We start from the raw sequence: 17,907 nt of genomic DNA, 5'->3' as shown, positions 1-17,907 counted from the left end.
AGCCGCGCCCATGGACTTCGGACTCGTCCTCCAGACCGATCCGCCGGCCGCCCGTGTCGTCAGCCTGATGAAACGGGCCGAGCGCAACGGTTTCCGCTACGGCTGGACCTTCGACTCGGCCGTCCTCTGGCAGGAACCCTTCGTCATCCACAGCCAGATCCTCGCCCACACCACGAAGCTGAAGGTCGGCCCCATGGTCACCAACCCGGGCACCCGCACCTGGGAGGTGACCGCCTCCACCTTCGCCACCCTCAACGACATGTACGGCAACCGCACCGTCTGCGGCATCGGCCGCGGCGACTCCGCCCTGCGCGTCGCCGGTCGCCCGCCCACCACCCTGGCCCGGCTCAGCGACGCCATGCGCGTCATCCGGGCCCTGGCCAGGGGGGAGGAGGCCGACCTCGGCGGCGGCACCACCGTCCGCTTCCCGTGGGTCGCGCCCGGCGCCGAACTCCCCGTCTGGATGGCCGCGTACGGGCCGAAGGCGCTGCGGATGGCCGGCGCGGAGGCCGACGGGTTCATCCTCCAGCTCGCCGACCTCCACCTGACCGAGTACATGGTCAAGACGGTGAAGGACGCGGCGGTGGCGGCCGGCCGCGACCCGGCCGAGGTGACCGTGTGCGTCGCCGCGCCCGCCTACCTCACCGCCGACGACTCGCCCGGGGCGCTCGCCCACGCCCGGGAGCAGTGCCGCTGGTTCGGCGGCATGGTCGGCAACCACGTCGCCGACCTGGTGGCCCGGTACGGCGAGCACTCCGCCGCCGTCCCCGGGGAACTCACCGCCTACGTCAAGGCGCGCCGGGGCTACGACTACGCCCACCACGGACGCAGCGGCAACCCGGACACCGCGTTCGTGCCGGACGAGATCGTGGACCGGTTCTGCCTGATCGGACCGCCCGCCGCCCACATCGGGAAACTGAACGCGCTGCGCGCCCTCGGTGTCGACCAGTTCGCCCTCTACGCCATGCACGACGCGACGGAATCCGTCATCGACGCCTACGGGGCACAGGTGATCCCGGCCGTCCGGCGGGCAGCTCAGCCCTGACCGTCCGCCAGGGCCGCCACCGCCTCCCTGGCGGCCTTGATGGCGCCCTTGTTGATCTCGTCGGTGCCGGGTGCCTTCTTCGACTCGAAGTCGCTGCCGTTGTAGGTGACGACCACCAGGGCGTTGGCGGCGCGGACCACCACGGTGCCCTCACGCGTCTCCTGCTTGTCCTCGGTGGTGAGGTCCACCACCGAGTAGGCCGCGTCACCGAGTCCCTCGACGGTGCCGCCGCCGCTCCGGTCGGCGAGCCGCTCCTGGTACGACGTCCCGGCCGCCTGGTCCGTCTCCATCACCTCGAAGGAGACGTCGAGCCACCGGTAGTCGTACCCCTTCAGCGCGTTCCAGGAGCAGGTGCGGCGCACCTCGGCGTCGGTCGAGGCGATCTCCTTGCCGGCCGTCTTCGCCCCCGGCACCAGCGAGGTGATCGTCCGGGCGGCGAGGCTCGCGCACGGATCGGGAGCGGCGGTGTACGTCCGGGCCGCCGCCTCGGTGGCGGGCGCGGAGGCGGACGGCGACGCGGTCGCGGACGCCGCCGGGCCGGGCTTCGAAGCGGCGGTGGTGTCCGGAGCGGACGACATCGCCCAGCCCGCCGTGGCGAGCACGGCGACCGGCGTCAGGCGCGCGGCGAGGGCGAGCGGCAGGGGCAGCGAAGGCACGGCGCACTTCTCGTGGGTCGGTGCGGAGGGTCCGCACAGCGGACGGGGACGCCAGTGTCACACGCTTCCCTGTGGGGCGGAAGGCCCGACTCGGTGCGTGGCCGCCCGGTGACACAGCGCCCGGAGACCCGCCTCGGGGTGTCCCGCCGAAAGGGGGCGGGGCGCCCCGAGGCGGTACGTCAGTACAGCTCGGGGTCGGCCACCACGTGCATGGCCGCCTCCTCCGCCGACGCCCCGGCGCCGTCCAGTCCCCGGTCGGACGCGAACAGGTCCGACTCGGTGTTGGTACGGCTGCCCTCGTCCGGTGCGACGAGCCGGCCCGCGCGCGCGTCACCGACCTCGTCGTCGAGCAACTCGCCGTCCGAGCCGAGGAGATCGCCGATCCCGTCGCCGTCCGGGACGCCGATGTCCGGCACCTCCTCCGCGAGGCGCTCGTCCAGGCTCTCCCCGCGCCACCGTTCGGCCGCCGTGACCCCGGTGTGCTCCACGCCCCAGGGCCGCTCCGGGGGCGAGTAACCCTCGTCCAGCGCCTCGGTGCCGCCCCGGTCGTCGAGGGTGTCCGACGCGTCCAGCAGCCCGGCGTCGTCCAGCACCTCGGACCCGTCCGGCTGGTAGACCTCGTCACCCGTCAGGTCGTCCCTCATGCCTGCTCCTCGGGCGCCAGCAGCACGGCCGCGCGGCTGTGGTGGGCGACGAGGTCGCTGACCCGGGGGTCGATGAGGGCCTTGAGCGCGCCGCGGTGGTGGGGGCTGAGCACCAGCAGGTCGGCGCCCCGTTCCTCGGCGACGGAGGAGATGGTGGTGGCTATCTGCGTCGACAGGGCGTGCACGACGGTGCCGTCGGCCTCGACACCCGCGTCCCGCAGCCGGGCGAGTGCCTCGTCGAGGACGGCCGCGGCCTCCGCGTCGTCCTCCAGGGGCACCACGGCCGCGAGCGTCGCCGTGGACGCGGCGACGTGCAGGACACTGACCTTGCCCCCGGTCAGCCGCGCCATGTCACCGGCCAGGCGTACGGCGGAACCACGGGCGGGTCCCGCGTCGACAGCGACGAGAATGCGCTGGAACATGTGCTTCGTCCTTCATGGGTGTGCGGCGAGGGTCGGGTGCCTCGAAGACGTGACCAAGCATCCTCCGGAGCGGCCCGGTGGCACCGCCGCCGGCCCGGCCCGTGCACCCCCGGGCAAGACCCCGTGCGCTCCCCGGCAAGCTTCGCCGGCAGACCGCCCCGGGGGCGTGGACGCCTGACGGTCCCCATCCTGCGGGGCGTACCGCGCCCGGCACCATGGGGCTGGCCCTACATCGCGCGTCCGCGGGGTCTCGGTCGTCGTACGCCTGGTCACCACCGGCGCCGCCCGGCGGCCGTTCGCGGACAGCCCTCCGCGGCACACCCGCGACCGCTCCCGGGGCCGACCGGCCCGCCCGCACGCCCGGGAGGCCGGCGCCGACGGGGCCCGGAACTGAACCCGGCCGCCCCCGGACCGACCTGACCAGCACCTTTCTCCCCGCCGACGGGGGAAACCCGCGGGCTAGGATGCCGACCATGAGCCAACCACTGCGGGCGGTCCTCGGGGAGGACCAGCCGATCGTGCGCGAAGGCATCGAGACCATACTCCGCAGGGCCGGCGTCGACGTCGTCGCGGCCGTCGGCAACGCCGTGGACCTCGTCCGCGCGGCCGGCACCCACCGGCCCGACGTGGTGATCACCGACATCCGGATGCCGCCCGGCCTGGAGGACGACGGGCTGCGCGCCGCCCAGGAGATCCGCACCGCGCGGCCGGAGACCGCCGTCATCGTCCTCTCCCAGTTCCTCGACGCCTCCTACGCGCTCGACCTGGTCGGGGACGACCCGAGCGGAGTGGGGTACCTCCTCAAGGAGAAGGTGGCGAGCCCGCAGACCCTCACCGACGCCGTCGAGCGGGTCGTGGCCCGTGGCTCGGCCCTCGACCCGGACGTCATCTCGGCGCTCCTCGGGCGCAAACGCCCCACCGACCCGCTGGCCGCGCTGACCCCCAAGGAACGGGCGGTCCTGGCGCTGATGGCCGAGGGCCACTCCAACACGGGGATCGCGGACCGGCTCTACGTGAGCGTCGCCGCCGTGGAACGGCATGTGACCGGCATCTTCATGAAGCTGGAGCTGAGCCAGGCGGCGTCCGACCGGCACCGGCGGGTGACGGCCGTCCTGCGCTACCTCGGGCAGTGACGGCGGCCGGGCGGCCGAGCGGTCAGGACCCGGCGAAGAGGGCGCGCAGATCGGCGTCGAAGAGCTGGTCCTTGGCGACGAAGGACTCGATCCCCGCCCGCGCCAGCTCCTCCTCCGACCAGACCGACTTGTCGGTGGAGGTCAGGACGATCCGCGGCGGACGCTCCCGCTCGCTGAGCAGCCGGGCCACCGCCAGCCCGTCGAGGTCGGGCAGGTGCAGGTCCAGCAGCATGCCGTCGGCGCGCTGCTCCCGTACCGCGGCCAGCGCCGACGTACCGTCCCCGCACTCCGCCACCACGCGCAGGCCCCGGGCCGTCAGCAGCGTCGCGGCGATGCGCCGGAAGCCGGGATCGTCGTCGACGACCACGATATTGATGCACATAATCCCCAGCATGCCCGCGGGTCGGGCCGACCGACCATAGGGGGAGCCCTACGGTTTGGCGTCGTCGCAGGCAGGCAGCCATGGGGCCGGCCCGCCCACGCGGCCGTGCGCCTACACTGCGGCGCGGGATGTCTCGATCCCGCACCTCTTCTTCACACGCTGGACGGGGCATGCGCGCACGACATGAGCACAAGGGCCGGCGGCTGGGGCTGACCAGCCTCACGATCGCGGCGAGCGGTCTGCTCGCCCTGCTGATAGGCGTCGCGTTCACCGTCCTGCTGTGGGCGATCGAGGACGCGAACAGCTCCACCTCGGCGCGTCGCGCCTCCCGGTCGGCGCTCGTCGAGGCCGGTGACATGGAGCAGCTCCTCGTCGACATGGAGACCGGACAGCGCGGCTACGTCATCACCGGCCAGGACGCGTTCCTCCAGCCCTGGGAGGACGCCCGCTGCCGGTTCCCGGCGGAAGCGCGGCGGTTCACCGGATCGGCCACCTCACCGGCCCACCGGCGGGCCGCCGAGGAGATCACCCGGGGCATCGAGTCCTTCATCGAGGACTACTCCGTCCCCCTGGTCGAAGCCGTCCGGCGCGAGGACCCGGCCGCGTCGAGCCTGTCGGTGTCGGTCCGCGGCAAGGAACGCGTCGACGCCCTGCGGGGCCGGATCGACCAGTACGTGAAGAACGAACGCGAACAGCTCGCGGCACGCGAGGACGCCGCGGAGGCCAACGGACGGCAGGCGGTGCTCGCCGCCGGCATCGGACTCACCGCGTCCATGGCGCTGGTGGCCGTGTTCACCGTGCTCCAGCACCGGGCGGTGGTCCGGCCGGTGCGCGGCGCGGCGGCCGCCGCGCAGCGGTTCGCGGCGGGGAACCTGGGGGTGCGGATCTCGCCCAGCAGGGTCGCGGAGATCGGCGCGCTCGGCACCTCCTTCAACACCATGGCGGCCTCGCTCCAGGACAGCCGCAGACGCACCATGGAGAGCGTGCGGGCGGTGCACCAGCGCACGGCCCGGGACCTGCACGACGGCGCGCAGCAGCGCCTGGTGAGCCTCATGATCGGACTCAGGCTCGCCCGGGAGATGCTCCCGGACACCGAGACCGCCACCGCCGACCTGCTGGACCAGTCGATCGGCAACGCGCAGACGGCCATCAACGAACTGCGGGAACTCGCCTCGGGCATCTACCCGTTGGTGCTTACCGTCAAGGGCCTGGTGGCGGCCGTCCGGGATCTCGCGTCCCGCTGCCCCGTACCCGCCGTCGTGGAGAGCGTGGGCGAGCGCCGGACCGACCCGGCCATCGAGGCCAACGCCTACTTCGTCGTGGCCGAGGCGGTCACGAACGTCGTCAAGCACGCCGGGGCCACCCGGATCGACATCCGCCTGGACTTCACGGACGACCTGCGGATCGAGGTCGCCGACGACGGTGCCGGCGGCGCCGGCACCGCCCCAGCCGGCAGCGGGATGACCGGGCTGGCCGACCGCGTGGCCGCCTTCGACGGCACCCTGACCCTCGACTCCCCGCCCGGTGGCGGCACCACCCTGCTCGTCCGCATCCCGCTGCCCGCCCCGGCGGACGGGCGCTGACCGGCGTTCCTCCAGGAGCAACGGCGCATGCGCGCAGCGACAACGGCCGCGCGCCCGGGTCCTTAGGGTCACCCCAGGCAGATCCAGTCCTGTTCCCACGTCCCGGGAGACCCCATGAGCCAGCACCTCGGTCCCGTCCTGCGCGCCCTCACGGTCGTCGTCAGCGTCCCCGACCAGCGCGGCGTGCCGCTGCCCGCCCGGCTCCGATACGACCGGGAGGACCCGTACGCCGTCCGTCTCTCCCTCGGGACGCACGAGAGCAGACCCGTCGACTGGGTCTTCGCCCGCGACCTGCTCGCCGAGGGCCTGCGCCGCCCGGCCGGCGTCGGGGACGTCCTGGTCTTCCCCCGGCACCGGTGCCTGCCCGACACCCTGCGCATCGTCCTGCGCCGCCCCGGCGCGGGGGCCGCGCTGGTCGAGCTGTCGGCCTCGGAGACCGGGCGGTTCCTGCGGGACACCTACGCGCTGGTGCCACCCGGGGCGGAAGGGACGTACGCCGACGTCGAGCAGGGGCTCGCCCAGCTCACCGCCCGGCGCGACTGAGCCGGTCCCCGGCCGAGGACCCACGCGGCGCTCACGGACGAGCGGCAGGGGCGAGTCAGGTGGATGCCGGGCCGGGCGGGGCGGGCCCAGGGGCGGGGCGGACCGTCCGAGGGGAGAGCCATGGAGCCGCCTCGCGTCCAGGAGACCGGTGCGGACACCGGCGCCGCCGCGCGGATCACCGGTACGACCCGGCTGTACGCGGTGCTGGGCGACCCGGTGGCCCAGATCCGCACGCCGGCTCCGCTCGATCCCGTGTTCGCCCGGCTCGGCGAGGACGCCGTGCTGGTGCCGGCGGACGGGCTGGCCGACGCCGTCCGGGGACCGACCGCCGTACGCGACCTGGACGGGCTGCTGGTCACCGTGCCGAGCCGAGGTCGTCGCGCGTGCCCTGCGCGAGCCGGGGGCGGAGGTCGTCCGCACCGGCCCGCACCGGACACCCCGCCAGATCGTCGCCACCGCGCTCCAGGAGGACGCCGACGGCATCGGCCTCCCGGTGCTATCCGGGGCCCGCATGACGCTCTTCGCCGAGGTGCTGCGGCTGCTCAGGGAGGAGGGCGCCGAGGACATCGTGGTGTTCGGCGGCGGGATCATCCCCGCGGACGGCATCCCCGAGCTGCTGGACCTCGGTGTGGCGGGCATCTTCACACCGGGCGCACCGGGCCGGGCGATCACCGGCTGGGTGCACGCCGGCATGGGCCGCCCGGTGGCGGCCCGACGGGTCACGGGCCGCCCCGCCCCGGGACCGCCGCACCGGCGGCGGCGCGGAAAGGAGGGGGGCCGGACGGCCCCTGGCGGGTGAGTGCCGCCGGCCGCGCGGATGCCAGTGCGTCGGCGGGCAACTCCCCGTGCGCTCAGCGGAAACCGGGCCGGAACGCCGGACATAGCCTCAGGGTGACACGACGAACACACAAGGTGACCGCTGGTGCCCAGGAGGTTGTCCACAGGTGTCCACCCTTCCGAACGGCGGGCTGACGCCCCGCGCCCCCGACGAGACCGCCGACCTCGTCGTCCGCAACGCCATGATCCACACGGGTGACCCGCGCCGCCCCCGGGCCGAGGCCGTCGCCGTGCGCGACGGCGTCATCACCGCCGTCGGCGACGACCGGGACATGGCCGGCCGGATCGGCCCCGCCACCCGGGTGATCGACGCGCTCGGCCGCCGGGCGGTCCCCGGCCTCAACGACGCCCACCTGCATGTCATCAGGGGCGGCCTCAACTACGTACTCGAACTGCGCTGGGACGGGGTACGCACGCTGCGCGAGGGCCTGGCCATGCTCGCCGAGCAGGCCGCCCGCACCCCCGAGGGGCAGTGGGTGCGGGTGGTCGGCGGCTGGTCGGCCGAGCAGTTCGCCGAACGGCGGCTGCCCACCGTCGCCGAACTCAACGCCGCCGCGCCCGGCACCCCCGTCTTCGTCCTGCACCTGTACCAGTCCGCGATCCTCAACGGGGCCGCCCTCAAGGCGGTGGGCTACGGCCGCGACACCCCCGACCCGGCCGGCGGTCAGATCGTGCGCGGCCGGGACGGCACCCCCACCGGCATGCTGCTCGCGGCCCCGAGCGCCGTCCTGCTCTACTCCACCCTCGCCAAGGCGCCCGTGCTGGACGCGGAGCACCGCGCGGTCTCCACCCGGCACTTCCTGCGGGAGCTGAACCGCTTCGGACTCACCTCGGCGATCGACGCGGCCGGAGGGTTCCAGAACTTCCCCGAGAACTACGAGACCGTCGTGGAACTGGCGCGGGCGGGCGAGCTGTCCCTGCGCATCGCCTACCACCTCTTCCCGCAGACCGCGGGGCAGGAGATCGACGACCTCACCCGCTGGACCTCCATGGTCCGGCCCGAGGACGGCGACGAGTGGCTGCGCCTCAACGGCGCCGGTGAGAACCTCACCTGGGCCGCGGCGGACTTCGAGAACTTCGCCCAGCCGCGTCCCGACCAGGCCCCCGGCTACGAGACCGAGTTCGAGAAGGCCGTACGCCTGCTCATGGAGCACGGCTGGGGCTTCCGGCTGCACGCCACCTACGACGAGTCCATCCGCCGCGACCTGGCCGTCTTCGAGAAACTGGCCGCCGAGGGGCTCTTCCCGGGCGGCAACCGGTGGCTGTTCGACCACGCCGAGACCGTCTCCGCCGACAGCCTCGACCGGATCGCGGCCCTCGGCGGCGCCGTGTCGGTGCAGAACCGGCTCTCCTTCCAGGGCGAGGCGTTCCTGCGCCGTTACGGCCCCGGTGCCGCCGCGGACGCCCCGCCGCTGCGTGCCATGCTGGAGCGGAACCTGACCGTCGCGGCCGGCACCGACGCCACCCGGGTCTCCTCGTACAACCCGTGGGTCGCCCTGCACTGGCTGGTCACCGGCCGGACGGTCGGCGACCTGGCCCTGCGCCCGCCGCACAACCGGGTCGACCGGGAGACCGCGCTGGCGATGTTCACCACCGCCGGCGCCGCGCTCACCGGCGAACAGGACCGCAAGGGCATACTGCGCCCCGGACACTTCGGCGACCTCACCGTCCTGACCGAGGACTACTTCACCGTCCCCGACGCCGGCATCCCGCACATCGAGGCCCTGGTCACCGTCGTCGGCGGCCGGGTCGTGTACGCCGCCGGCGAGTACGAGGGCGTCGACGAACCGCTGCCCCCGGTGACTCCCGAGTGGAGTCCGGTGCGGCACTTCGGCGGATACCGGGCCGCCCCCGCGGCCGCCCGGCGGGGCGTCCACCAGGCCGAACTCCTGGGCCAGGCGGCCGAGGAGGCCGGGGAGCACCACCAATGGCGGGTCCGCCGGGGGCTCGCCGGGGAGACGGGCACGGCCGGCCCCGTGGGCGACCCCTGCTTCTCCTGACGGACCCGACCCACCAGACCGGCACCGGGGCACGCGTGGGCCGGCCCGCCGCGGCGAGCACGACCGGCTCCGGCGGCGGACCGCCGGCCCGCGCGGTGCCCCGGCACCGGCACCGCACCGCACGCGGCACGACGCCGCACGGAAGGACCCCCCATGCGCAAGCTGCTCACCGACGCCGCCCACACCCTGGCACCGCCACGGGACGACCGGCACGGACCCCTGCCCCCGCTGATGCTGGCGCTGACGGTGGTGACCGGACTCGTCGACGCCGTCAGCTATCTGGCGCTGGGCCAGGTCTTCGTCGCCAACATGACCGGCAACGTCGTCTTCCTGGGCTTCGCGCTGGCCGGCGCCCCCGGACTGTCCGTGCCCGCCTCCCTCGTGGCGATAGCCGCCTTCCTCGGCGGGGCGCTCGGGGGCGGCCGGCTCGGCACCCGGTTCCCGGCCCACCGGGGCCGCCTGCTGAGCACCTGCACGGCGGTCCAGGCCGTCCTGATGGCGGTGGCGGTGATCGTGGCCGCGGTCGGCGGCGGTGAGGTGACCGGCCCCGTCCAGTACAGCCTGATCGTGCTGCTCGGCGTCGCGATGGGCATGCAGAACGCGGTCGCCCGCCGCCTCGGCGTTCCCGATATGACCACCACGGTACTGACCCTCACCCTGACCGGGCTGGCCGCCGACTCCGTACCGGCGGGCGGGGCGGCCCCCCGGCCCGGCCGGCGCGTCCTGTCCGTCCTGGCCATGTTCCTCGGCGCGTTCGCGGGCGGACTGCTCGTGCGCCACACCGCACTCGCCCTGGCCCCGGCCCTCGCCCTGGTCGTGCTCGTGGTGGTGTCGGCGCTCACCCGCCGGCTGTCCGCCGGTACGCCCGCCTGGACCGGAGCGCGGCCGTGACGGGCCGGGACGCCTCGGCCTGGGCGCCGCTCGCGGCCCGGGTCTTCCGCGCCCTCTGGATCGCCCAACTCGTGTCGAACACCGGTACGTGGATGCAGACGGTCGGCGCCCAGTGGCTGCTGGTCGGGCACAGTGCCTCGCTGGTGACGCTCGTGCAGACCGCCTCCAGCCTGCCGGTCGTGCTGCTGGCCCTGCCCTCCGGCGTGCTGGCCGACCGCTACGACCGCCGTACGGTGCTGGTGGCCGCCCAGTGCGCCATGCTCGCCGTGTCCGGCACCCTGGCGGTGCTCGCGTTCATGGACGCGCTCACGCCCGGCACGCTGCTCGTCCTGACCTTCCTGCTGGGCTGCGGGTCGGCGCTGATGGGCCCGGCCTGGCAGGCCGTCCAGCCCGAGCTGGTGCCCCGGACCCAACTGGCCCAGGCGGCGGCGCTGGGCGCGGTGAACGTGAACCTGGCGCGCGCGGTGGGCCCGGCCGTCGGCGGCGCCCTGGTCGCCGCGGCCGGCGCCGGCTGGGTCTTCGCCTTCAACGCCCTGTCCTTCCTCGGCATCGCCGCCGTCCTGCTGCTGTGGCACCGGCCCACGACCCCGCGGCCACCCGGCGGGGAGGGCCTCCTCGCCGCCGCGCAGGCGGCCCGCCGCTACGTCGCCCACGCCCCCGGCGTCCGCCGGGTCCTGCTCCGTACCGCCTTGTTCATCCCCGGCGGCGCCGCCCTGTGGTCGCTGCTGCCGCTGGTGGCCAGGGACTCCCTCCGCCTGGGCTCCGGCGGGTACGGACTCCTCCTCGGCGTGGTCGGCCTCGGCGCGGTGGCCGGGGCCTTCACCCTGCCCGTGCTCCGCCGCCGGCTCGGCGCCAACGGCACCCTGGCCGCGGGGTCCGTCGTCTTCGCCCTGGTCCTCGCCGTCCTGGCCACGACCCACGCGCCCTGGCTCGCGGCGCTCGCGCTGCTGCCCGCCGGTCTGGCCTGGATCGGAGTCCTGTCGACCCTCAACGCGGCCGTGCAGCAGCGGTTGCCGGGCTGGGTCAGGGCGCGCGGACTCGCCGTCTACCTGGTGGTGTTCCAGGGCGGACAGGCCCTCACCGCGCCCCTGTGGGGCGCGCTGGCCGACGCGCTCGGCCTGCCCGCGGCCCTCCTCATCGGCGCCGGGCTGCTGCTGGCCGGGGCGCTCAGCGTGCGCCGCTGGCCGCTGCGCGGCACGGACGGCATCGACCCCAGCCCGTCCGACCACTGGCCGGAGCCGCCCCTCGTCTTCGAGCCCGGCCCGGCCGACGGCCCCGTGCTCGTCTCCGTCACCTACCGGGTGGCTCCCGAACACTGGGGCGCCTTCACCCGCCGCATGCGGCGCGTCGCCCGTTCCCGGCACCGCACCGGCGCCCTGAGCTGGGGGCTCTACCAGGACGGGAATGATCTCGGCCGGTTCGTGGAGACCTACCTCGTCGCCTCCTGGGCCGAACACCTCGCCCAGCACCACACCCGGGTCACGGTCACCGACCGCCGCTCCGAGGAGGCCGCCCGCGCACTGCTCGTCGAGGGCACCGCCCCCGAGGTGACCCACGCCTTCGACGCGACCGCCGGCCCCGTGGCGGAAGTCCCCGGCCGGGCGGCGGGTACCCCCTGACGCCCCCGCCCCGCGGTCTTCTCGGGGGCGCGGTCCACCGGTCGGCGGCCGGCGGACCGCACCCCGGCCGACACCACCCACGCACACGGCAGGGCGGCCTCCCCTCGGGGAGGCCGCCCTGCTCACGTGTGTGCCGTACGGGCCTGAGGTCAGACGCGCACCAGCGGCGTGTCGACCAGGTGCTCGGCCACGAACCAGGCCTGCAGCTCGCCGGTCCTGATCACCTGGGAGACCAGCAGGTCGTTGGTGCCGTCGTCGCCCATCTCGACGGTCCGCGCGGCGGCGTCGTGCGCCTCGACGAGGATCGTCTCGTGCGCCTCCAGCAGGCGGGACAGCATGGCCGGAACCTCCTCGACCCCGTCCGGGGGACGCGGGATGGACGTGATCTCCGCGACGTGCCGGGGGTCACCCACGGCGACCCCGCCCAGGGACTGGACCCGTTCGGCGATGGTGTCGACGAGTTCGAGCTGCTCACCGGCGTGCTTGTCGAGCAGCAGGTGCAGCTGGTAGAAGGTGGCCCCGCGCATCAGCCAGTGCGACTTCTTGTAGAGGCCGTAGAGGATCTGGGTGTCCGCGAGCACCTTGTTCAGACGCTGGCAGGCGTACATCCGGGTCTCGTACGTCAAGCCGATCGGGAACTGCTTGACGGTACCGAACTCCTGGATCACCTGTCCCTTCTGGTGCAGCCAGGGCTGGCTGCCGTGCGTCGTGTTCGGCTCATCGGCCATGAGGTACCTCCTGTGAAGTGTCGGGTGGGAAGTGGAGACGAGCGGGCTCAGTGACCGGAGCGCACGGACCGGACGGCGTGGCGGATCACGTCGGTCACCGCGCGGGGGTCGCTGACGGAGACGGCGTGCGGGGCGTCGACGGCGTGCACGTGGGCCTTGGCACGGGCGGCCATCCAGCGCTGCGCCTTCGGCGGGATGTTGCGGTCCTCGGTGGCGATGAGGTACCAGGTGGGCAGCTTCTTCCAGGCGGCCGCGGTGGCCGGCTCCTGGAGGGCGGCCACGGTGATGGGACGCTGTCCCACGGCCATGGTGTCCGCGGTGGTGCGGGGCACCCCGGCGGCGAACTGCCGGTGGAAGGCGTCCTGCCGGATGAGGAGTTCGTCGCCCTGCCCGCCGCCCGCCAGCGGGTACTTCTGGGTGACGGTGGTGCTCGCCAGGGAGCTGCCCGGGAACTTGTCGGACAGCTCGGCGGCGCTCTCACCGACGTCGGGCACGAAGGCGGCGATGTAGACGAGAGCCTTGACCTGGGCGGAACCGACGGCGGCACGGCTGATCACCGAACCGCCGTAGGAGTGACCCACCAGGACGACGGGGCCCTCGACGCTGTCCATGACGCTGCGGAGGTAGGCGGCGTCGCTCGCCACGCCGCGCAACGGGATCGGCGGGGCGATGACGCGGTGGCCCTTCTTGAGCAGCCGCTCGATGACGGCGGACCAGCTCGAGGCGTCGGTGAAGGCGCCGTGGGCGAGGACGATGGTGGGCTCGACCGCACCGGAGGCGGCGCTCGCGGTACCGGCGGTGGTGTGCGCCGGGGTGCCGTGGGCGAGGCCCGTGGCTCCCAGCGCGGCCGCTCCGGCCAGCATGGACGTGGTCACGGTGCGACGGGTCAGGGGTCTGTTCATCGGTGGCTTCCCGGGGTGAGGTGCGGTGTTACTTGCTGGTGGCGTCGATGGCTTCTTCGATGAGGGCGATGACGCGTGCGGGGTGGGCGAGCATGACGAGGTGGGAGGAGTCGACCTCGGTGACGGTCATGCCGGCGCGCTGGTAGCCGAAGCGTTCGACGTCGGGGTTGATGGTGTGGTCGGAGGAGGAGACCAGGCCCCAGGAGGGCTTGGTCTTCCAGGCGGCGGCGGGGGCGGCGTCGGCGAAGGCCTGGGCGGCGAGGGGGCGCTGGGAGACGGCGAGGACCTTGGCGGTGTCGGGGTCGACGTCGGCGGCGAAGATGGCGGGGAACTTGTCGGGTTCGACGGAGACGTCGGTGCCGGGGGTGTCGGAGCCTTCGATGGGGAAAGGGGTGTAGACGAGGGCGGCGGCGAGGTCGGAGTCGGGGAAGCGGCCCTGGAGTTCGCCGAGGCTTTCGCCGACTTCGAGGGCGTAGCCGGAGAGGTAGACGAGGGCCTGGACGTTGTCCTCGACGCCGGCGACGGTGATGACGGCGCCGCCGTAGGAGTGGCCGACGAGGATGACGGGGCCGTCGATCTGGCGGATGACGGAGGCGATGTAGGCGGCGTCGCCGATGAGGCTGCGGTTGGGGACGGCGGGGGCGACGACCTTGAGGCCGCGCTTGAGCAGGCCGGGGATGACACTGGCGTAGCTGGAGGCGTCGGCGAACGCGCCGTGGACCAGGACGACGGTGGGCTGCTGCGAACGGGACATGAACGAACTCGCTTCTCTTGCTCGGTACGGAGTGACAAGAGCCCCTGCCGAGGGGCGGTGGCCGTGGGCCTGGGGACAAACTAGGACCGTGCGGAAGCCGCGACTTTGCTCTGCGCGTCCTCTGGGTGGTCTCTGAGCGCCGGGACACGGCCAGGTGCCACGGCCGGGACCGCCCGTGCGCGCGAAGTGCCCCGGCGGTGCACGGACGGGCAAGAAAACCCGTGCGGTCTTCCTAGCGTGAGCCTCCTCAGGCCAACCGACCCCGAGGAGTGCCGTGGCCAAGCAGAGCATTGCCGAGCAGTACGTCGACCTACTGGCCCGCGCGGGCGTGGAACGCGTGTACGGAGTGGTGGGGGACAGCCTCAACCCCGTCGTCGACGCCGTGCGGCGGCACACCGCCCTCGACTGGGTCCAGGTCCGGCACGAGGAGGTCGCCGCCTTCGCCGCCGGTGCGGAGGCCCAGCTCACCGGCAAGCTCGCCGCCTGCGCGGGCTCCTGCGGACCGGGCAACCTGCACCTGATCAACGGCTTGTACGACGCCCACCGGTCGATGGCCCCGGTGATCGCGCTGGCGGCACAGATACCCAGCGGCGAGATCGGCACCGGGTACTTCCAGGAGACCCACCCGGACCGGCTGTTCGCGGAGTGCAGTCACTACTCCGAGCTGATCTCCTCGCCCCGGCAGATGCCCCGGGTGGCGCAGACGGCCATCCAGCACGCGGTGGGCCGGCGCGGGGTGTCGGTGGTGGCGCTCTCCGGTGACGTGGCCGACCAGGACGCCCCGAGCGCCGGCGCCGAACTGGCCATGCCGCTCGACCTGCCCGCCATCCGCCCCGCCGACCAGGAACTGGCGAGGCTCCGCGACCTCGTGGACGCCGCCGACAAGGTCACCCTGTTCTGCGGACGGGGCGTCGCCGGGGCGCACGCGGAGGTGATGGCGTTCGCGGAGAAGGTCAAGTCCCCCGTGGGCCACGCCCTGCGCGGCAAGGAACACATCCAGTACGACAACCCGTACGACGTCGGCATGTCGGGACTCCTCGGGTACGGCGCCGCCTACGAGGCGATGCACGAGACCGATCTGCTCATCCTGCTCGGCACCGACTTCCCGTACGAGAACTTCCTGCCCCGGAACGTGAAGACCGTGCAGGTCGACACCCAGCCCGAACGGCTGGGCCGGCGGACGCCGCTGGAGCTGGCGGTCTGGGGCGACGTACGCGAGACGCTGAGGTGCCTGACGCCGATGGTCCGGGAGAAGCGCTCCCGCCAGTTCCTGGACCGGATGCTCGACCGGCACGTCCACGCGCTGGAGAAGGCCGTCCACGCCTACACCCACGACGTCGAGACCATGACCCCCATCCACCCCGAGTACGTGGCGTCGGTGCTGGACGAGGAGGCCGCAGACGACGCCGTGTTCACCGTGGACACGGGCATGTGCTGTGTGTGGGCGGCCCGTTACCTCACTCCCAACGGCCGGCGCCGCATCCTCGGCTCGTTCGTGCACGGCTCGATGGCCAACGCCCTGCCGCAGGCCATCGGCGCCCAGTTCCTGGACCGCGGCCGGCAGGTGGTGTCCCTCTCCGGCGACGGCGGCTTCTCCATGCTGATGGGCGACTTCCTCACCGCCGTCCAGTACGGCCTGCCCGTCAAGGTCGTCGTCTTCAACAACTCCTCGCTCGGCATGGTCGACCTGGAGATGCTGGTCGACGGTCTGCCCCCGCACGGCACCTCCTACCCGCACACCGACTACGCGGCCATCGCCACCGCCGCCGGCGCGCGCGGCATCCGCGTCGACACCCCGACCGCCCTGCGCGGCGCGCTGCGCGAGGCGTTCGCCCACGACGGGCCGGTCCTGGTCGACGTGGTCACCGACCCCGACGCGCTCGCCGTCCCGCCGAAGACCACCGCCGAGCAGGTCAGCGGCTTCGCGCTGGCCGCCGGCCGCAGCGTCCTCACCGGCGGGGTCGGCCGCATGATCCACCTGGCCCGTACCAACCTGCGCAACATCCCCCGACCCTGACCATCCGAGGAGAACAGCACGACATGCGCGTCACCCGAGCGGGAATCCGCACCGGCCTCATCGCCTCGGCCCTCACGGCCGCCCTCGCCCTCGCGGCGGCCGGCCCCGCGCCCCTGGCGTCCGCCGCCCCGCGCGGCACCGCCCGCGTCCTCGCCCACCTGGACATCACCCAGGGACAGCGCCCGGAGAACATCGCCCTCGAACCCGGCGGCGGCGCCGTGGTCACCTTCGCCTACAGCCGCCAGGTCGCCCGGATCGACCACCGGGGCACGGTGCACGTCCTCGCCACCCTGCCCCAGCCGCCGGCCGGCTCCGTCACCCCCGCCCTCTCCTCGCCCTTCCTCGGCGGTATCGTCCGCGCCCAGGACGGCACGCTGTACTTCCTCTACGCCACCGGAAGCGCCGATCTCACCGGCCTGTGGCGCCTGCGCCCCGGCGGTACCCCGCAGCGCGTCGCCGCCCTCCCGGCGGACGGACTGCCCAACGGCCTCGCCCTGGACGAGCGGACGGGCCGGCTGTACGCGGCCGACTCCGTACTCGGCGCGGTCTGGCGCATCCCCGTCACCGGCGGCAAGGCCACCCGCTGGGCCGACGCACCCGCTCTGGACTCCCAGGGCTTCCTCGGCGCCAACGGTCTCAAGCTGCACGACGGCGCGGTCTGGGTGAGCAACCTCGACCAGGGCACCATCGTGCGCATCCCGGTCACCGGACGGGGCACCGCGGGTCCGGTGCAGACCCGGGCGACCGGTCTGACCGAGATCGACGACTTCGCGTTCACCGGACACGGCGACACCCTCCTGGCCGCCCTCAACGCCGAGAACGAGATCGCCCGGGTCCGGTCCGACGGCAGCCACCGCACCGTACTGACCGGTGCCGACGGACTGCAGAACCCCACCTCGCTCGCCGTGCGCGGCGACACCGCCTACATCGCCAGCGGGGCCTATTTCACCGACGAGGACCCCAACATCCTCGCCGCCCGCACCGGAAGGACACCCCGATGACCCAGCTCCGGCCCGATGCCACGCCCGCCGCGTTCGACCCCGCGGCCTTCTCCGTCGTCCCGCCGCGCACCTTCGAGGACCTCCGTGTCGGCGAGGTCTTCCGCGCCCCCAGCCGTACCCTGACGGACGCGCACGCCGCCGCCTTCCAGACGGTGTCCGCGGACAACCACCCCATCCACTACGACGCCGAGTTCGCCCGCCGGCACGGCCACTCCGCGCCCGTCGTGCACGGCCTTCAGGTGCTCGCCTTCACCGCGCCGGGCGCCACGCTGTTCCCGCACCACATCGGCGAGGTGTTCGTCAGCTTCCTGGAGCTGTCCTGCGAGTTCCTGGCCGAGGTGCACGCCGGGGACACCCTCTACCCCGCCCTCACCGTCACCGCCCTGGAACCCCGGGGCGACAACGGGGTCGTCACCACGGCCGCCACCGTGCACAACCAGCACGGCGAACTCGTGCTCTCCGGCCAGCACAAGTACCTGCTGCGACGCTCCTGAGCGATCCGCGGACGGACGGGGAAGGGGCACGCCTCGACGGTGAGGCGTGCCCCTTTCGGCTGAGCGGTGGCACGGGAGACCCGCCCCCGCGCGGGGGCGGGTGTCTGTGGGGTGGACCCTACAGCGGCCTGGGGGAGCCCCGAGGCGGCCGGAGGGGACACACGACAGACCGCGACGCGGCCCTCTCCGAGACTGAGAGCCGTGACCGGGGGGCTGGACATGGTGCGGACACGCGCGACGAACAGAGCCCGTCGCC

Annotated in this window: 17 protein-coding genes and 1 pseudogene; 11 read left to right on the top strand and 7 right to left on the bottom strand. The window is 73.8% G+C overall.

Features of this window, described 5'->3' with window-relative positions:
• Positions 1 to 10: 10 nt before the first annotated feature.
• Positions 11 to 1,045 carry a TIGR03842 family LLM class F420-dependent oxidoreductase gene (locus Sdagh_RS25690; RefSeq protein WP_189424896.1) on the top strand — a complete coding sequence of 345 codons (1,035 nt, stop codon included), beginning with the start codon at positions 11 to 13 and terminating at the stop codon, positions 1,043 to 1,045.
• On the opposite strand, the gene Sdagh_RS25685 is transcribed toward Sdagh_RS25690, so the two are convergent.
• The 3 genes from Sdagh_RS25685 to Sdagh_RS25675 form a co-directional block, all read right to left on the bottom strand.
• On the bottom strand, positions 1,036 to 1,701 hold the full coding sequence (locus Sdagh_RS25685) for a hypothetical protein (RefSeq protein WP_190012239.1): 666 nt from the start codon (positions 1,699 to 1,701) through the stop codon (positions 1,036 to 1,038). The genes Sdagh_RS25690 and Sdagh_RS25685 overlap by 10 nt on opposite strands.
• Positions 1,702 to 1,880: 179 nt before the next feature.
• Positions 1,881 to 2,345, bottom strand: coding sequence for a DUF5709 domain-containing protein (locus Sdagh_RS25680; protein ID WP_189424891.1), 465 nt, complete (start codon positions 2,343 to 2,345; stop codon positions 1,881 to 1,883).
• Positions 2,342 to 2,767, bottom strand: coding sequence for a universal stress protein (locus Sdagh_RS25675; RefSeq protein WP_189424889.1), 426 nt, complete (start codon positions 2,765 to 2,767; stop codon positions 2,342 to 2,344). The genes Sdagh_RS25680 and Sdagh_RS25675 overlap by 4 nt, the downstream gene beginning before the upstream one ends.
• A 473-nt stretch (positions 2,768 to 3,240) precedes the next feature.
• Between Sdagh_RS25675 and Sdagh_RS25670 the strand changes: the two genes are divergently transcribed.
• A complete protein-coding gene (locus Sdagh_RS25670; RefSeq protein WP_189424887.1) occupies positions 3,241 to 3,900 on the top strand; it encodes a response regulator transcription factor in 660 nt (219 codons plus the stop codon).
• 22 nt (positions 3,901 to 3,922) lie between these two features.
• Here the strand turns inward: Sdagh_RS25670 and Sdagh_RS25665 are convergent, their stop codons facing one another.
• Entirely contained in the window at positions 3,923 to 4,282 is a 360-nt protein-coding gene (locus tag Sdagh_RS25665) for a response regulator (RefSeq protein WP_189424885.1), read from the bottom strand.
• A gap of 170 nt (positions 4,283 to 4,452) precedes the next feature.
• Between Sdagh_RS25665 and Sdagh_RS25660 the strand changes: the two genes are divergently transcribed.
• The 6 genes and pseudogenes from Sdagh_RS25660 to Sdagh_RS25635 all read left to right on the top strand — a co-directional run bounded on the left by Sdagh_RS25660 (position 4,453) and on the right by Sdagh_RS25635 (position 11,755).
• Positions 4,453 to 5,865 carry a sensor histidine kinase gene (locus Sdagh_RS25660; RefSeq protein ID WP_190078549.1) on the top strand — a complete coding sequence of 471 codons (1,413 nt, stop codon included), beginning with the start codon at positions 4,453 to 4,455 and terminating at the stop codon, positions 5,863 to 5,865.
• 114 nt (positions 5,866 to 5,979) lie between these two features.
• Positions 5,980 to 6,408, top strand: a complete 429-nt coding sequence (locus Sdagh_RS25655) for an SsgA family sporulation/cell division regulator (protein ID WP_189424880.1) — start codon at positions 5,980 to 5,982, stop codon at positions 6,406 to 6,408.
• 367 nt (positions 6,409 to 6,775) lie between these two features.
• Positions 6,776 to 7,120, top strand: a pseudogene (locus tag Sdagh_RS25650) (cobalamin-dependent protein); the annotation flags it as partial.
• A 232-nt stretch (positions 7,121 to 7,352) separates the two neighbouring features.
• A complete protein-coding gene (locus Sdagh_RS25645) occupies positions 7,353 to 9,245 on the top strand; it encodes an amidohydrolase (protein ID WP_190078548.1) in 1,893 nt (630 codons plus the stop codon).
• 153 nt (positions 9,246 to 9,398) lie between these two features.
• Positions 9,399 to 10,136 carry a YoaK family protein gene (locus tag Sdagh_RS25640; protein ID WP_190078547.1) on the top strand — a complete coding sequence of 246 codons (738 nt, stop codon included), beginning with the start codon at positions 9,399 to 9,401 and terminating at the stop codon, positions 10,134 to 10,136.
• Positions 10,133 to 11,755, top strand: a complete 1,623-nt coding sequence (locus Sdagh_RS25635; protein ID WP_226535788.1) for an MFS transporter — start codon at positions 10,133 to 10,135, stop codon at positions 11,753 to 11,755. The genes Sdagh_RS25640 and Sdagh_RS25635 overlap by 4 nt, the downstream gene beginning before the upstream one ends.
• 149 nt (positions 11,756 to 11,904) lie before the next feature.
• On the opposite strand, the gene Sdagh_RS25630 is transcribed toward Sdagh_RS25635, so the two are convergent.
• Genes Sdagh_RS25630 through Sdagh_RS25620 form a run of 3 tightly spaced genes read right to left on the bottom strand, consistent with a single transcriptional unit; the run spans position 11,905 to position 14,139 of the window.
• On the bottom strand, positions 11,905 to 12,483 hold the full coding sequence (locus tag Sdagh_RS25630; RefSeq protein ID WP_189424873.1) for a Dps family protein: 579 nt from the start codon (positions 12,481 to 12,483) through the stop codon (positions 11,905 to 11,907).
• Between the two features lie 47 nt (positions 12,484 to 12,530).
• The gene (locus Sdagh_RS25625) at positions 12,531 to 13,385 is read right to left on the bottom strand and encodes an alpha/beta fold hydrolase (protein WP_190078546.1); all 855 of its coding nucleotides are present in this window, start codon (positions 13,383 to 13,385) and stop codon (positions 12,531 to 12,533) included.
• Positions 13,386 to 13,413: 28 nt separating this feature from the next.
• Positions 13,414 to 14,139, bottom strand: coding sequence for an alpha/beta fold hydrolase (locus Sdagh_RS25620; RefSeq protein WP_190078800.1), 726 nt, complete (start codon positions 14,137 to 14,139; stop codon positions 13,414 to 13,416).
• A 274-nt stretch (positions 14,140 to 14,413) separates the two neighbouring features.
• On the opposite strand from Sdagh_RS25620, the gene Sdagh_RS25615 reads away from it, so the two are divergent.
• From Sdagh_RS25615 to Sdagh_RS25605, 3 genes are read left to right on the top strand one after another with little or no spacing between them, the layout of a single operon-like run.
• Positions 14,414 to 16,156: a pyruvate dehydrogenase gene (locus tag Sdagh_RS25615; RefSeq protein ID WP_190078764.1), complete on the top strand. Its 1,743-nt coding sequence runs from the start codon at positions 14,414 to 14,416 to the stop codon at positions 16,154 to 16,156.
• A 23-nt stretch (positions 16,157 to 16,179) separates the two neighbouring features.
• The gene (locus Sdagh_RS25610; RefSeq protein WP_189422263.1) at positions 16,180 to 17,157 is read left to right on the top strand and encodes an SMP-30/gluconolactonase/LRE family protein; all 978 of its coding nucleotides are present in this window, start codon (positions 16,180 to 16,182) and stop codon (positions 17,155 to 17,157) included.
• Positions 17,154 to 17,651, top strand: a complete 498-nt coding sequence (locus Sdagh_RS25605) for a MaoC family dehydratase (protein WP_189422261.1) — start codon at positions 17,154 to 17,156, stop codon at positions 17,649 to 17,651. Before Sdagh_RS25610 ends, Sdagh_RS25605 begins: the two co-directional genes overlap by 4 nt.
• The last annotated feature ends 256 nt before the right edge of the window (positions 17,652 to 17,907 follow it).

Source organism: Streptomyces daghestanicus, assembly GCF_020521275.1.
Lineage (GTDB): Bacteria > Actinomycetota > Actinomycetes > Streptomycetales > Streptomycetaceae > Streptomyces > Streptomyces griseoviridis.
This window is presented reverse-complemented; position numbering and strand designations above follow the sequence as displayed.

What these genes read in the sequence shown, in the direction of transcription:
- Sdagh_RS25620 (WP_190078800.1), bottom strand. Translation starts at nt 14,139, where the DNA reads ATGTCCCGTTCGCAGCAGCCCACCGTCGTCCTGGTCCACGGCGCGTTC.
- Sdagh_RS25675 (WP_189424889.1), bottom strand. Translation starts at nt 2,767, where the DNA reads ATGTTCCAGCGCATTCTCGTCGCTGTCGACGCGGGACCCGCCCGTGGT.
- Sdagh_RS25640 (WP_190078547.1), top strand. Translation starts at nt 9,399, where the DNA reads ATGCGCAAGCTGCTCACCGACGCCGCCCACACCCTGGCACCGCCACGG.
- Sdagh_RS25670 (WP_189424887.1), top strand. Translation starts at nt 3,241, where the DNA reads ATGAGCCAACCACTGCGGGCGGTCCTCGGGGAGGACCAGCCGATCGTG.
- Sdagh_RS25605 (WP_189422261.1), top strand. Translation starts at nt 17,154, where the DNA reads ATGACCCAGCTCCGGCCCGATGCCACGCCCGCCGCGTTCGACCCCGCG.
- Sdagh_RS25690 (WP_189424896.1), top strand. Translation starts at nt 11, where the DNA reads ATGGACTTCGGACTCGTCCTCCAGACCGATCCGCCGGCCGCCCGTGTC.
- Sdagh_RS25630 (WP_189424873.1), bottom strand. Translation starts at nt 12,483, where the DNA reads ATGGCCGATGAGCCGAACACGACGCACGGCAGCCAGCCCTGGCTGCAC.
- Sdagh_RS25680 (WP_189424891.1), bottom strand. Translation starts at nt 2,345, where the DNA reads ATGAGGGACGACCTGACGGGTGACGAGGTCTACCAGCCGGACGGGTCC.
- Sdagh_RS25655 (WP_189424880.1), top strand. Translation starts at nt 5,980, where the DNA reads ATGAGCCAGCACCTCGGTCCCGTCCTGCGCGCCCTCACGGTCGTCGTC.
- Sdagh_RS25665 (WP_189424885.1), bottom strand. Translation starts at nt 4,282, where the DNA reads ATGTGCATCAATATCGTGGTCGTCGACGACGATCCCGGCTTCCGGCGC.
- Sdagh_RS25625 (WP_190078546.1), bottom strand. Translation starts at nt 13,385, where the DNA reads ATGAACAGACCCCTGACCCGTCGCACCGTGACCACGTCCATGCTGGCC.
- Sdagh_RS25610 (WP_189422263.1), top strand. Translation starts at nt 16,180, where the DNA reads ATGCGCGTCACCCGAGCGGGAATCCGCACCGGCCTCATCGCCTCGGCC.
- Sdagh_RS25660 (WP_190078549.1), top strand. Translation starts at nt 4,453, where the DNA reads ATGCGCGCACGACATGAGCACAAGGGCCGGCGGCTGGGGCTGACCAGC.